Source organism: Roseateles sp., assembly GCF_052436255.1.
GTDB lineage: Bacteria > Pseudomonadota > Gammaproteobacteria > Burkholderiales > Burkholderiaceae_C > Pelomonas.
In genome coordinates, this window is record NZ_JBQVNP010000155.1 from 1 (window position 1) to 12040 (window position 12040).

General features: G+C 61.5%; 15 protein-coding genes. 12 read left to right on the forward strand and 3 right to left on the reverse strand.

Annotated elements, in window-relative coordinates; translation table 11 throughout:
- Window positions 1-181 precede the first annotated feature (181 nt).
- From ACT6S0_RS23185 to ACT6S0_RS23205, 5 genes are all read left to right on the forward strand, one after another.
- Window positions 182-976 (forward strand): DUF6573 family protein, encoded by a 795-nt coding sequence (locus ACT6S0_RS23185; RefSeq protein ID WP_444766124.1) that lies wholly within the window; start codon window positions 182-184, stop codon window positions 974-976.
- Between the two features lie 80 nt (window positions 977-1056).
- Complete coding sequence (locus ACT6S0_RS23190; protein ID WP_444766125.1) at window positions 1057-1950, forward strand: N-6 DNA methylase; 894 nt, start codon at window positions 1057-1059, stop codon at window positions 1948-1950.
- Between the two features lie 35 nt (window positions 1951-1985).
- Complete coding sequence (locus ACT6S0_RS23195) at window positions 1986-2285, forward strand: hypothetical protein (protein WP_444766126.1); 300 nt, start codon at window positions 1986-1988, stop codon at window positions 2283-2285.
- Window positions 2286-2428: 143 nt separating this feature from the next.
- The gene (locus ACT6S0_RS23200) at window positions 2429-3007 is read left to right on the forward strand and encodes a phospholipase D family nuclease (RefSeq protein ID WP_444766127.1); all 579 of its coding nucleotides are present in this window, start codon (window positions 2429-2431) and stop codon (window positions 3005-3007) included.
- Between the two features lie 4 nt (window positions 3008-3011).
- Window positions 3012-4139 (forward strand): replication protein RepA, encoded by a 1128-nt coding sequence (locus ACT6S0_RS23205; protein WP_444766128.1) that lies wholly within the window; start codon window positions 3012-3014, stop codon window positions 4137-4139.
- Window positions 4140-5699: 1560 nt separating this feature from the next.
- Here the strand turns inward: ACT6S0_RS23205 and ACT6S0_RS23210 are convergent.
- A complete protein-coding gene (locus ACT6S0_RS23210) occupies window positions 5700-6140 on the reverse strand; it encodes a hypothetical protein (protein WP_444766129.1) in 441 nt (146 codons plus the stop codon).
- On the reverse strand, window positions 6137-6598 hold the full coding sequence (locus ACT6S0_RS23215; protein ID WP_444766130.1) for a hypothetical protein: 462 nt from the start codon (window positions 6596-6598) through the stop codon (window positions 6137-6139). The genes ACT6S0_RS23210 and ACT6S0_RS23215 overlap by 4 nt, the downstream gene beginning before the upstream one ends.
- Before the next feature lie 194 nt (window positions 6599-6792).
- Between ACT6S0_RS23215 and ACT6S0_RS23220 the strand changes: the two genes are divergently transcribed.
- From ACT6S0_RS23220 to ACT6S0_RS23240, 5 genes are read left to right on the forward strand one after another with little or no spacing between them, the layout of a single operon-like run.
- The gene (locus tag ACT6S0_RS23220) at window positions 6793-7161 is read left to right on the forward strand and encodes a single-stranded DNA-binding protein (RefSeq protein WP_444766131.1); all 369 of its coding nucleotides are present in this window, start codon (window positions 6793-6795) and stop codon (window positions 7159-7161) included.
- Between the two features lie 18 nt (window positions 7162-7179).
- Window positions 7180-7608: a hypothetical protein gene (locus tag ACT6S0_RS23225; RefSeq protein WP_394485827.1), complete on the forward strand. Its 429-nt coding sequence runs from the start codon at window positions 7180-7182 to the stop codon at window positions 7606-7608.
- Window positions 7565-8362, forward strand: a complete 798-nt coding sequence (locus tag ACT6S0_RS23230) for a ParA family protein (protein WP_444766132.1) — start codon at window positions 7565-7567, stop codon at window positions 8360-8362. The genes ACT6S0_RS23225 and ACT6S0_RS23230 overlap by 44 nt, the downstream gene beginning before the upstream one ends.
- A gap of 5 nt (window positions 8363-8367) precedes the next feature.
- Window positions 8368-9432 (forward strand): ParB/RepB/Spo0J family partition protein, encoded by a 1065-nt coding sequence (locus tag ACT6S0_RS23235; protein WP_444766133.1) that lies wholly within the window; start codon window positions 8368-8370, stop codon window positions 9430-9432.
- Window positions 9429-9668, forward strand: coding sequence for a hypothetical protein (locus ACT6S0_RS23240; protein WP_444766134.1), 240 nt, complete (start codon window positions 9429-9431; stop codon window positions 9666-9668). Before ACT6S0_RS23235 ends, ACT6S0_RS23240 begins: the two co-directional genes overlap by 4 nt.
- On the opposite strand, the gene ACT6S0_RS23245 is transcribed toward ACT6S0_RS23240, so the two are convergent.
- A complete protein-coding gene (locus ACT6S0_RS23245) occupies window positions 9638-10333 on the reverse strand; it encodes a SprT-like domain-containing protein (protein ID WP_444766135.1) in 696 nt (231 codons plus the stop codon). The genes ACT6S0_RS23240 and ACT6S0_RS23245 overlap by 31 nt on opposite strands.
- 128 nt (window positions 10334-10461) lie before the next feature.
- On the opposite strand from ACT6S0_RS23245, the gene ACT6S0_RS23250 reads away from it, so the two are divergent.
- Together ACT6S0_RS23250 and ACT6S0_RS23255 are read left to right on the forward strand one after the other, a co-directional pair.
- Entirely contained in the window at window positions 10462-11514 is a 1053-nt protein-coding gene (locus ACT6S0_RS23250) for a DNA-binding protein (RefSeq protein WP_444766136.1), read from the forward strand.
- 6 nt (window positions 11515-11520) lie between these two features.
- On the forward strand, window positions 11521-11775 hold the full coding sequence (locus ACT6S0_RS23255) for a hypothetical protein (RefSeq protein WP_394485843.1): 255 nt from the start codon (window positions 11521-11523) through the stop codon (window positions 11773-11775).
- Window positions 11776-12040: the final 265 nt, after the last annotated feature.

Below are 12040 nucleotides of genomic sequence, written 5' to 3' on the forward strand. Positions count from 1 at the left end.
CGCATAGCCCTGCCCGTCAGGGCGCCGGGTACCGCTTCGCTCGCGTACTCGCCCGGTCCCTCCGCTTCGCTGCGGGCATGCGGCCTCTGTGCGCGCCCCTCTGCCCTGCCCGCCAGGTCTCTTTATGCGTCAGACGGCTCCATAACGGCAGATTTTTTCAACCACCAACGAGGACACCTTCATGACCGCAACGAACACACACAGCTCCAACAACACTGCCGACGCGCAGTTCCTCGCACCCCAGACTCACCAACCGGCAGGCGTTGTGAAATTCAAGATTGCGCAGTTTCGCGGGGCGGTCAGTACGTTGAACTGGAGCCGTACCGACTTGCATGGTTCGACGCGTTCGGAGTGGTTGAAGCAGGACGTTCGCAGCCGCTTGCAGAGGCACATCGACGCGGTGGAAAAGATGCTCCCGCACGTTGCCGCACGTTTCGCCCATGACATCGATCATGCGCGGTCTTCGATCCAGTCGGCCGCAGAAATGATTGCCCGGTGGGCGGAAGCGAAGGCGAGCGAGAACGCCGGCGCCGTGCGCGCTGACAAACCTGCAGCACCGCCAGCAATGGCGAGCCTGATCGAGCTTTTCGGCGAACCGATCCACACGGTCACTCGTGCTGACCTGATCGAAATGGGCGACCTGGTGGACGTGTCGGCCACGGCCAAGGAAGCCGGTTTCAAGATTCCTGTGGCGCTCACGCGCGCCGTATGGGCGGATTGCGTCGAGTGGTTCCCGCTGGACACGAAGCGCACCGGCGCGGCGCAGGACGAGGCCGGCCGCCTTTGGGATGTTCTGTGCATCGCGATGTTCGCGGCTCAACAGAACAAGAGCGCGGGCGTTTTGACGTACCAGCTTCGCCGCGTCGCTCGCGATGGCCACGGGATCACGCCCCAGCTCGTGGACCTCAAGATGATTTGCAGCGGTGGTGATAACGGCGAGCCCGTCATCACGATTCTTCAGCCCTTGGAAGACTGAGCCCACAAAAGCGAAGCCCGGCCGCTGCGTCAACAGCGGTCGGGCCTCTAACCACACGCGCGCAGGGAGGAAACGCGAATATGGCTAAGCCGAATCTTATCGGGCCGGGCGCCCACAAAAAGGAACTGACATCGCTTCTGCGCGACAACGCGCGCAGGCACCGTTTGTCGAGGGTCTTCAGCGATTTCGTAGAGCTGTCGGCCCTGACCGTGAGCAACAGGGTAGACAAGCTCCAGTTCGACAAGCGCGAGGCGCGGTATCTCGAAATTGTCGGGTGCTACGAGCGTGAGGAAGTCGAGCGCTTCCCGATCATGTTTGCGGTGCTGGTCGACTGGCTCGCCTGCGGGTTTTCGGATTGTCTCGGCGACCTGTTCATGTCGCTGGAGCTGGGCGACAACTTCAAGGGCCAGTTCTTCACGCCCTACTCTGTCTCTTCGCTCATGGCCGCCCTGACCATCGGCAATGCGACTGACCAGATCGCACGCAAAGGATTCATCACCTTCAACGAGCCCGCGTGCGGCGCGGCCGGGATGCTGATCGCTTGCGCTGATGCGCTCTCTGCGCAGCAGCTCGACCCCACGCGGCACATGCACGCGACCGCGATCGACATCGACGCGACAGCGGTGCATATGGCCTACCTGCAACTGTCGTTGTACGGGGTCCCAGCGATCGTGATCCACGGCAACGCGTTGACGCTGAAGGAGTACGGGCACTGGGTTACGCCGATGCACGTTTTCGGCGGATGGGATTTCCGCCTGCGCCGCGCTGAAGCGCAGCGCCAGGCCGTCGAGCTGCTTTGCGCAGCCGAGCCGGCCCCGGCGCACATCGAGCCCGAGCTGGACGCCACGGAAGCGCACGCCGACGAGGAGGCAGAGGCAGGCCATGCCGAGGCAGCAGCGACAGCCGACGCAATGGCCAATGCAACCCGCGAAATCGTCGCTCAACGCGCCGAGCAACTGGGGTTGTTCTCATGAGCAGCATTTTTGAACGTCACTACAGGAGAGAACGTATGGAGCAAAAGCAAAACGCGGCACCGCTCACGGTGCGCTACATAGGAGACGTGCCGGCGACTTTGCGCCGCTGGTGCGACGCACACGCGCACCAGGTCGTCGAGGTCGACGCCGGCTATGGATACGCGACGGACAGAGACGGCGGCTTCGCTTACGACGTGCTGCTGCGGCCTGGCTGGTCCATGAGCGACGACGCTTGCCATACGTTGATCGAGCCGACCGTAAAGGCCATGTTGGCTCAGCTCCGTATCGTCGCGCCTTGCGATTGCGATTCCTGCAAGGCGGAGAAAAGCCGCTAGCGCCCTCTGCGCGGCCCTGCCAAAACATCCGTTTTGGCAGGGTTCGCGTGTACCATCGCGCCGAGGCGCGGCACAAAGAAAAACGCCCCGGGGGGTAAAGCCGGGGCGTCGTCACAAAATCGATACTTACGGGACTCTCATTCATGACGCGGAAGAATCTTACTTCAATCGGCCTCGCTCTTGCCGTGGCCTTCGCCTCAGCGCATGCGCCTGCTGCGCAGCGCGTTCCCCTCACTGGCGCGACGGTCGATGTCTACTTCGCTCCCCAGGATGAAATCGGCCCCCCAGTCGCGGACCTGATCCGCAGCGCGAAGCGTCGCGTTTGGGTTGCCGGCTACTACTTCACCCACGCCGAAGTCGGCAAAGCACTTCGCGAAGCGAAGGGCCGAGGCATCGACGTTCGCGTGGTGCTCGATTCCTCGCAGTTCCGTGACGCCCAATACAGCGGCGCGACCTACCTGCTCAATGCCGGCGTGCCTGTCTGGATGAATGACCGCCACGCGGTCATGCATCACAAGTTCATCGTGGTCGACGACGACCGCACCGCCTTCGGCAGCGCGAACTTCACGAAGGCCGCCATGGGCGGCCGGAAGGTCGACCCGGCGAAATCGAATGCCGAGAACTTCAACATTTTCTTCGGCGTGCCTGCTCTGACCAAGCAGTACGCCGACGAGTTCGGCCGCCTCGCGGCCGAGTCGGTTTTGCAACGCGACAGGAGCTGATGCGATGGCAATGGATAAATCCTCATTCGACGAAATCTCATTCCGCGATCAACTGATCGCGGGCGGCATCGAGCCATCGAGCGCAAGCAAGACGGCACGCAAGACAGCCGAAGCACGCGGCCTGGCCCCTGCGGTGCCTGTCGCCAAGAAACGCGCCGTGGCCAAGGCCAAGGCGCTGGAAGGCGACTTGTTCGCCGAACAGATCGCACCGCAAGAGGTGTTGCCTGCCCTGTCCGTCGCGACCCCCAAGCCGATCCGCTTGCTCGACGAACGCATCATCAAGACCGGCGCCGCGATCGCTGCTGCCCCGCCCCGAGGCGAGGAAATGCAGTTCATGCACGCGATCATGTGCCAGGTCGGTTTGCCGCGATCGAAGGTCGAAGGCACCGAATTCGAGCGCAAGTGCGGCGGCGCCGCACTGAGCATCGGCGCCGGCAAGCTCTGGGACGGCGAGAAGTTCGTGCAGCAGCCGATTCCCTACGGGACTCTGCCGCGCCTCATGCTCGCGTGGATGAACACCTACGCCGTGCGTGAAAGCTCTCCGCAGATTCCCGTCGGCGACAGCGCCAGCCAGTTCCTTCGCATGCTCGGCAAGGACACCAGCGGGGGCAAGAAGGGCACCTTCACGATGTTCCGCAAACAGGTACAGGCGCTATCCGCCTGCCGCATGACGCTGGGTTTCAATGCTGACGGCAAGGCCTACACGTACGAGGGCAAGCCCATCAAGCAGTTTGAGGCATGGCTACAGGCGACAGACGAACAGCGGCCCTTGTGGCCCGGTGTCGTGACGTTCTCGGACGACTACTACACGACGCTGAAGAAGCACGCGGTGCCGATCGACGTTCGCGCCTTCTCGATGCTCAAGGGCTCAGCCCTTTCGATGGACATCTACACATTCCTGGCCGACCGACTGCACCGCATCACAGGCCGCCCGGTGATGCTGTATTGGGCGAACCTTCGCGAGCAGTTCGGCCAGGAGTATCAAGGGCTCAACGCCGACAAGGACTTCAAGAAGAAATTCTTGCGCGCGCTGCGCGACGTGCTCCAGGTGTACCCCTTTGCCAAGGTCAAACAGGTCACTGGCGGCTGTCTGCTGATGGCCTCGCCCCCTCCTATCCCCTACAAGCCCTGACGGCTGTAGCCACTCAATCCTCCCTGCGGCTCGAAGCCGCTTCGTGCCCCGCCTCGTGCGGGGCTTTTTTTGTGGCTAGGACCATGAAAAGCTCGCATTTTTTGCGCCCCATGAGCGTGAAATGCGAGTATTTCATGCTAGGCGTGCGCGGAATCGGCCCCCCCTCGCTCATCGCCTTTCGGTGCCTGGCCGGGCCGTCCGGCTCATGGTGGCATGAATGCGAAGGCATGCATGCCCACAATCCGCCTCTGGTGGCCGGTGCGCGGTATCAGACCCCCCCGCCTGGCCTGTGGACAGTGGAGTTATCCACGCGGTATCGGACCCCCCAACCCTCGCAGGATTGGCCCCCCTGCCCTCGCGGTATTGGCCCCCTCAACCCTCGCAGGATCGGGCACCCTAGCCCGCGCGGTATTGGCCCTCCCCTAAACCTGTAAGGTTGCCTTTAAGGTTCCCGTATCCTTTTCCTTTACTTTTACCGGTAATTGAGGGCCGCGCGCGGTGGATAAGTCCGCCGGCGATGTCGGCCGCGGGGGGAAGAATTCGCGTGGCCCTTCGGGCCAAGAAATGGCCTGCTGCGCAGCTCCTGCGGAGCTGACTTGCACGCAACAGCCACGAAGGGGCTTCGCCCCATTAAATGACCCCGCCTTGCGGGGTTGCCCTGGCCCCCAAACAGCCGGCTGTAGGCTTCGCCTCAGCCACAGACAAGAAGACCATCCAGGGCGTCCGAGGGCTCCGCGCGAGGGCATGTGTTCGGCGGGATACGGAGTTCGATCCGCTCAGGCGGATCGAAGCCCTACCGGGCCGGCTCCTACCGCCTCACCCGACAGTCCCCCGGACTGTCGGGCTACGCACCTGCATGCCCTCGAAGATCCTCTGTGTCGTGCGACGGCCGCAGGTTGTTCTTCAGAGAAGGGGGTTCCCAGGTCGGGGATGAATGGGGCCGCCATGGGGGCACAAAGGCCGCTGGAGGCGTTTTCTGGAAAAGGACAGGGCTACCCACGTTTAACGGCCCGAGGGCCTTAAACGGCCTGCATTGACTTGCCGCCCCGCCCTGCGGGTCTTCGCCGTGAAAGACCGGCTTGCCAGGAAGGGGGCATTGAGCGTGGCGCCGTATCGCCAGAGGCGGCGATGCAGTGCCAGGTCGGGCTACTTGGCGAGGTCGACGAGGCCCGCCTTGATGCGGAAAAGCTCCCACAACCCTGCGTGCATGCGCCGGTCACCAGCCTCCCACTGTTGCCAAGTCCGCAGCGAGCTGTGAATGAGCGTTGCAGCCTGCGTTTGTGTCAGGCCGGTTGCTTCGCGTGCCGTGCAAATGTCTGCCGGCGAAGGGTTTGAAGAAGGCCCTTTCAGGCCTCGGTTTGGATGGTTAGGCATGTGCTGTTGCGTCGCCAGTCGAGGGGGAACGCGCTGCTAGGTATGCGTCAATATCCTCCTGCAGCTTTACGTCGCCATTGGGCGGCAACCACTTCGGATCGTGCTGGCCATACTTCTGCGCCCACGCCATGAGCTGTCGCTGTGCGCGGAACAGAAGTGCTTCAACCGGCTCGACTGGCTGCGAGCTCACGATGCGCTCCCGGTGGCGATGAAGTGGTGGTCCTCAACGGCTTGGTAGGTGAAATGATGGCCGCCACCGTCGTGATGCACGTAGCGGACCTCAATGCCTCGCTCCTCGCCCTGGCGCGGGCACAAACTCGCATGCACCCAGTCACCCATCAGTGCACGCCAGTCGGCGGGGATCAGGGCCAAGACCTGGCCCGATGTCAGTTCGGCCCCGGCCTGCGACTGCACGACAGCCGCCAGCATGTCGGCGTATTCGCTGCTGATGCCCCACGCAGCTCGTGCGCTGTCTTCAGGCGTCAGGCCTGGGTAGGGCCATGCGTGCGGCTTCAGCAGGGGCGCAGTCGGAGTCACAACCGTCGTCGCCAAGCTGGCCGGATGGAACAGGCCTGGCTGCTCGACCAGCCGTGAGGCGCCGCGAGCCGGCGTGTGCTGCGCGCTCATACCGCACTTCCAGCGGTGATTTGAGCGGCCGTGTCGGCGGCGGTATTGCGCAGCAGCCAGCACGATTCGAGGATCGCGCCCTGCCCTTCGACGATGGCCTGCGCGTCGCTGTTGCCGCACTCACACAACTCCGCCACGGCATCAGTGACATCGCGTTCCCATTCCACGCGAAGGTCAGTACTTCGACGCGCGGGCAAGAACACGGGCGATTCGATCACGGCCATGGTGGCCTCGGGTGTGCTGCCATCCCAGCAACCGCGCGCGCTGTCCCAAGCGCTCTTGTCGAGGTCGCCCGCGTCACGGAGGTTGCCTACCAGGTCGGCCCAAAACAGGCTCTCGCCATCCATGAAGAATTCGTTGTCCGTGTCGCCGTCCTTCAGTCCGGTGCCGGTAGGCTGCGTGCGAAGCAGCGCCTTCACGCGTTCAGCGAATTCGCTCATGGTCATCGGTGTTGACATCTTCAATCTCCAGCCCCTGAGTCCCGAGGCGCGGTGGACACAAAGGCTGCATCCATGCCTGAAAGTATACGCTCATTGAGCGTACTTGTCGATAAAAATATCGTGTTATTTGTTGTGTTATTTTTGTGTTATCGTGTTATGATTGACCCGTCAGACCTTCTGACACTTCATCAATCAAGCACAGGGAATTCATCATGAACAAGGGTAGTTTTGTCGGCCGCATTGCTAAGGCCCCGGTCTTCCGTGATGGTGGTCGCACGCCGGTTTGCTTCTTCACATTGATCCGCAACGAGTACGCCGGCAAGGACGAGGTGACGGGCGATGCCCGCGAAGAGCGCAAGGTTGCGATTCCGTTCACGATCTTCGGCTCGCGGGCCAAGACGATTTCGGAGCATGCCTACGTTGGCGATCAAATCGTCGTCGAATACCGCCTGGTCAACAACGATCGCGAGGTCCAGGGCGAGATTGAATACGGCTTCAGCTTCATCGTCGACGACTTCGAGTTCGGTGCACCTGGCGAGACGAAGCGCCAGAAGCTTTCGCAGCAGCAGCAGCGAGGCTGATTGATGGCAGGCGATGCAGTGACCGCCACCGAGTTCGATCGGGTGAAGCTGCTGCATTGTCGTCGCTGGGAGGCTCGTTCACTGGAAGCAGTGCGGGCCTTGCTGGTCGATCAAAAGCGGCTCAAAGACGTGGCGACAGATTACGGGATGAAGCCACAAAACGTCAACACCTTGAGGCGCCGATTCCTGGCCAAGATGGAGAAGGCAAAGGCAGTGAAGCTGCCCACTTCCGAATTCATGGCGGCCGTGGCGCCGGAAGGTGTTTCTGTTCTGGAGCCGTTCGCGAGCGACATCAAGCAGCTCGTCAATCACGGTTACTCACAAGCGCAGGTCAGCGAATTCCTTCGAGCAAACGAAGTGAATTTCACGGACAGCGAACTCAGCAAATTTTTAGGGGTATTGAATGAAAACACTGGTTCTGGCGAATCAAAAGGGCGGCGTCGGTAAAAGCGCCATCGGTTGCCAGTTCGCGTACTACCTGGCACAGCAAGGTAAGCGCGTTCTGTTCATCGATCTCGATCATCAAATGAACTCGTCGAAGGCGCTGGCCAAGAATGGCAAGGTCACTTCGGCTGAACTCACTTCGATCGCATTGCTCGGAGGGCAGCTCGATGCGCTGCCAGCCGCGTCGTTCGTGCTGGTGCCGGGCGACGACGTACTGAGCAGCTTGGAGCGTCAGCCAGGCGAACACAACAACTACGTCAACGCCTTGAAAGCATTTCTCGAGAAGGTCGATGGTCAGTTCGACGTGTGCATCATCGACACGAATCCGAATCCCGATATTCGTTATGCCGCGGCCCTCATCACCGGGCAATTTCTGCTCTCCCCTATCGAGCTGAACCAAGAGGCCATCGATGGCATCGGCGGCTTGCTCAATCACAAGCGCTACGGCTACCGGAAGATCAAGGCCGCGATCAACACCCAGCTCGAATTGATCGGCATCTTGCCTAACCTGGTCGAGCCAACGCCGTTCCAAAAGGGCAACTTCAAGCAACTGGTGGAGCCTTTCTCCCAGCTGATGATCCTGATCGATCCAGAAAAGAAGCGCTTCGCTTACATCCCTACCCGGACAGCCATTGCCGAGGCGCAGGCCGAAGGCGCGTACCTGGCCGACATGAAGAAAACCTCCGCACGCGACGCTTGGCGAGAAATCAAGCCGTCCTTCGAGGTGATCGCAAAACGCATGGCACTTGAGGTTTAAAAGAAATGGCACTCGACCTATCCGCACTCGATGAAGAGCCTGTTGGCACTGCATCCAAAGCCAAACCAGAAAAGCTGGTGAAGACCGCGCCTCGGGCTCCGATCGGCAATTTTGTCGAAGACAAGGACCAGCCGCGCACCGAGTTTGACGACGTTGAATTCGAGGAATTTTGCGCAGACGTGAAGGAACGCGGAATTCTTCAGCCGCTGGTTGTTGTCGAGCAGGCCGACGGCAAGCTGCTGATTCGCTTCGGCGCCCGCCGCTTTCGCGCCGGCACCCGGCTCGGACTCCCCGATTTGCCCTATGTGGTCACGGAAGATCCTCGCCAGCTCGACGACTACGCGCAGGTCAGCGAGAACGAGCGTCGCAAAGGGTTGCAGCCGCTGGAACTGGCCAACTTCATTGCGAAGCGCCTGAAGGCTGGCGACAAGAAGAAAACGATCGCCAGCAAGTTGAAGATCGACCCAAGCGCTGTGACGCACCTGCTTGCGCTCACTGATGCCCCGCCTTTCCTGCTGGAGCTGTATCACAGCCGCAAGTGCCGGACTGCCCAGTATCTGTACACCCTGCGCAATCTGCATGCGCAAAATCCTGAGCTGGTGGAAAACCGGACGGCAGCGGCAGAGGAAATCGACCGCGCGTTTCTGGCCGCTCTCTCGGAAGAGGTGGCGCCCTCGAAACCACCGGCCACCACAGGGGCCACCGAAGGCGGCGCTTTGAAAGACCCTCTTGATAATATCAAGGGCGAGTCCGAGGGCCCCAGCGGCGACAACGAAGGCGATGCTGGCCACGATTCCACCGACGACCCCGGTACTGACGGGCCGGGCGTGCAGCACATTCCACCGCACAACCCGGACCTCGAAAACGAACCGCCTGGCCCAGGCGATCCGGACAAGCTCAAGAAGCCACTGCTGCTCGCCAAGTTTGGCGACAAGGAAGTGATGGTTGTCCTGAAGAAGCGCCCCACATCGGCCGGGCTCGTTTTCATCAGGTACGAAGACAGCAATCTCGAAGAAGAGGTCAACATCAGCGATGTCGTTCTGACCTTGCTGACTGACTCCAAGGTGTGAGCGCCAAAGCCCTCCCTGAGCGTGCCAAGCACCGCCTGCGCCTGGCGGCCGGCTTGCTTCGCTCGGAGGGGCACACCTTTGACGTGCCCCGGGATGAGTTCTATGACCAGGTGCAAAAGGCGCTGGCAGGCCTCAGCGCAGAGCGCCAAGCGCGATTGAAATCGCTTGTCGACTGGGTGGAGGTCTACGACAACGCCCTCCCCTCTCAGGCTCCGACATCCTCCAAGCGTTCCTGACACTCGCCACATATCAGGTTCAGATTCGGCTTACCCCACGCGTTCACACCGCACTTGCTGCACGAGTACTTCCGTCGATTCGACTTCGACGCCGGCGTCTCCAGTTCGACGCCCATAGCGATCAGGTCAGCAGCTTCCACACCCTCGACAGTTCCAGCCATCACCTGGTCAACCAGTTTCTGGACCGGTAGCCGATCCCGCCATGTGATGGCGAGTCTCGACAGCAGCTCGTTGCAAGCAGCCTCGAACCGGCCCCCTTCGATGATGTAGTCCATCATCTGCTCGCCGACCTTCTTGCCACCTGGCTCCCCAGTGTTCGACGGCATCAGCCCGATGGCTTCCATCTTCGCGCCCCACTCCTTGTTGTGGTAGCTGCGCCGGCCTGGCTTGCCGAAGTGGAACTGCCATTGATGCGCCATTTCGTGAACCAGCGTCTGCATGATTTCAGCCGCAGGGATCACCGCGAACATGGCCGGGTTCATGGCTATCTCGTCGGTCTTCACCCCCGAGCTGTTGACGAAGCGCTCCGACGCGAAATACCCGTAGGACCTCTTATCGCGCTGAAACGTCAAAAGGCACTTCGGCAACTGGCCTTCGTAGAGCGCGTCGTTGAAATGGTCGTACGCCATTTCCAGCTCGGAATACGCCTCGTGAGTGGGCTGCATAGCTGTCCCTGATTCTGGATTGTGCAATCCATATTGTGCCGTGACTTTTGGATTGTGCAATCCACAAAGCACTGGACAAATAATAATAAGAATGCTATTATTATTCTTATTACCAACGGAGCCCGGACATGGAACTGAATCCCGAAATCCGCGAGCGAGTCATCGCGGCGGCCAATACGCTGTACGAGCAAGGTGGCCGGGTTGACTTCCCCCGCGTCGACGACGTGCGCCGCATGGCCAAGGTCAACATGAATGACGCCTCGATCGTCATGAAGGATTGGCGCCGGCAGCAGACGGCCACGCCGTCCACTGCTCCCATCGCGGTGCCCGACCGCCTGCGCCTGGCGCACGAAACCGCCCTCGCCCAGACATGGGCCGAGGCCCAAGACATTGCCAACCAGGCTCTCCACGCTGCCCAGGCAGCTTGGGATCTGGAACGAGCCGAAGCGGACGCCGTACGTGCGGAACTCTCGGCCGCCTTCGACGGCCAAGCCGTCGAGCTGGAGACGGTGCGCGGTTCGGTGCTCACCCTCGAAGCACAAGCAACCGCATCAGCGACGCGCCTGGCCGAGTTGACTCAATCGCTCACAGCGATGACCGAACGTGCCGCGACGGCTGAAGCGCGGGCGGTCGAAATCGAGCGCCGGGCCGATGACCTCCGGGTCGAGTTGGACCATGCGCATGAGGCCCGCCAGCGCTCAGACACCGAAATCACCCGTCTCAACAGCGCCCTTTCCGCCGCCCAAGATGCAGCGAAGGTCGCCGTGGCCGAGCTGGAAACCGAGCGCCGTAAGCACGTCGAATCCGTCGCCAAGCTGGAGGGCTTGGCCGCCGACCTGGCCACCGCAAAGGCCAATGCCGCATCCGATCGCGCGCTCGCTGTTAAGGCTCAAGCCGGGCTCGACGCCGCCAACGGCAAAGCCGGCGAATTGGCCCAGGAAGCAGCAAACCTCCGAGGCCGCCTTGATGCGATCGCTGCCAACGCCGATCTGGCGCAAGCGGCGCTCGATTCCGCCAACGCAAGAGCTGCCGAAGCGACACGCGAAGCAGCTACGCTCCGCGGCCGTCTTGAAGCAATGGAAGCCAATCGTGCCGAGCTGCTGCAAGCCCTTGGCGGTGCGCAGCCTGGCGCCGATGGCAGCGCGAAGACGCCTGGCGGTGGCGGCACTCGCAAGCGGTAACGCACCATGAATCCCGCTGACATCTGCGAGTGGGCCGGGTCACTGTTGGGGATCGCGGGCGCTTTGCTGCTCGCCCTCAATCTCAAAATTTCCCGGTACGGGTGGTTTGTCTTTCTGGCCGCTAATGTCGCCATGATCGCCTTCGCGATCCTGATCGATCGGAGAGGGTTGCTGCTGCAACAGGTCACGTTCACCGGGACAAGCCTGATCGGCATCCACAGGGCAGGGTTCAAATTCAAGCTGCAGCATCGCCAGCACTGACGATGTTTGATCGCTGACCGCGATCGAAGAATCAACAGGCGCGCAGGGCGCGCAAGTCAGGCGAAGCCTGCCTTGATGGCTGGCTTCGGGCCGCGTCACGCAGGGCGTGACGCTTCTCCCCCTTGCGCCTCGCTCGATTATGGATTGTGCAATCCACAACTGACCTCGGCGGGGGGAGGGGGCGTCGCGAACTCTGGATAATCTCAAGAAATGGGGAGTGGGGAGACTATTGCAGGATAGGCATGAGGTGCCGTTTGTCTTGCAC

Coding starts and splice junctions, on each gene's coding strand:
- ACT6S0_RS23185 (WP_444766124.1), top strand. CDS start 182: ATGACCGCAACGAACACACACAGCTCCAACAACACTGCCGACGCGCAG.
- ACT6S0_RS23190 (WP_444766125.1), top strand. CDS start 1,057: ATGGCTAAGCCGAATCTTATCGGGCCGGGCGCCCACAAAAAGGAACTG.
- ACT6S0_RS23195 (WP_444766126.1), top strand. CDS start 1,986: ATGGAGCAAAAGCAAAACGCGGCACCGCTCACGGTGCGCTACATAGGA.
- ACT6S0_RS23200 (WP_444766127.1), top strand. CDS start 2,429: ATGACGCGGAAGAATCTTACTTCAATCGGCCTCGCTCTTGCCGTGGCC.
- ACT6S0_RS23205 (WP_444766128.1), top strand. CDS start 3,012: ATGGCAATGGATAAATCCTCATTCGACGAAATCTCATTCCGCGATCAA.
- ACT6S0_RS23210 (WP_444766129.1), bottom strand. CDS start 6,140: ATGAGCGCGCAGCACACGCCGGCTCGCGGCGCCTCACGGCTGGTCGAG.
- ACT6S0_RS23215 (WP_444766130.1), bottom strand. CDS start 6,598: ATGTCAACACCGATGACCATGAGCGAATTCGCTGAACGCGTGAAGGCG.
- ACT6S0_RS23220 (WP_444766131.1), top strand. CDS start 6,793: ATGAACAAGGGTAGTTTTGTCGGCCGCATTGCTAAGGCCCCGGTCTTC.
- ACT6S0_RS23230 (WP_444766132.1), top strand. CDS start 7,565: ATGAAAACACTGGTTCTGGCGAATCAAAAGGGCGGCGTCGGTAAAAGC.
- ACT6S0_RS23235 (WP_444766133.1), top strand. CDS start 8,368: ATGGCACTCGACCTATCCGCACTCGATGAAGAGCCTGTTGGCACTGCA.
- ACT6S0_RS23245 (WP_444766135.1), bottom strand. CDS start 10,333: ATGCAGCCCACTCACGAGGCGTATTCCGAGCTGGAAATGGCGTACGAC.
- ACT6S0_RS23250 (WP_444766136.1), top strand. CDS start 10,462: ATGGAACTGAATCCCGAAATCCGCGAGCGAGTCATCGCGGCGGCCAAT.
- ACT6S0_RS23255 (WP_394485843.1), top strand. CDS start 11,521: ATGAATCCCGCTGACATCTGCGAGTGGGCCGGGTCACTGTTGGGGATC.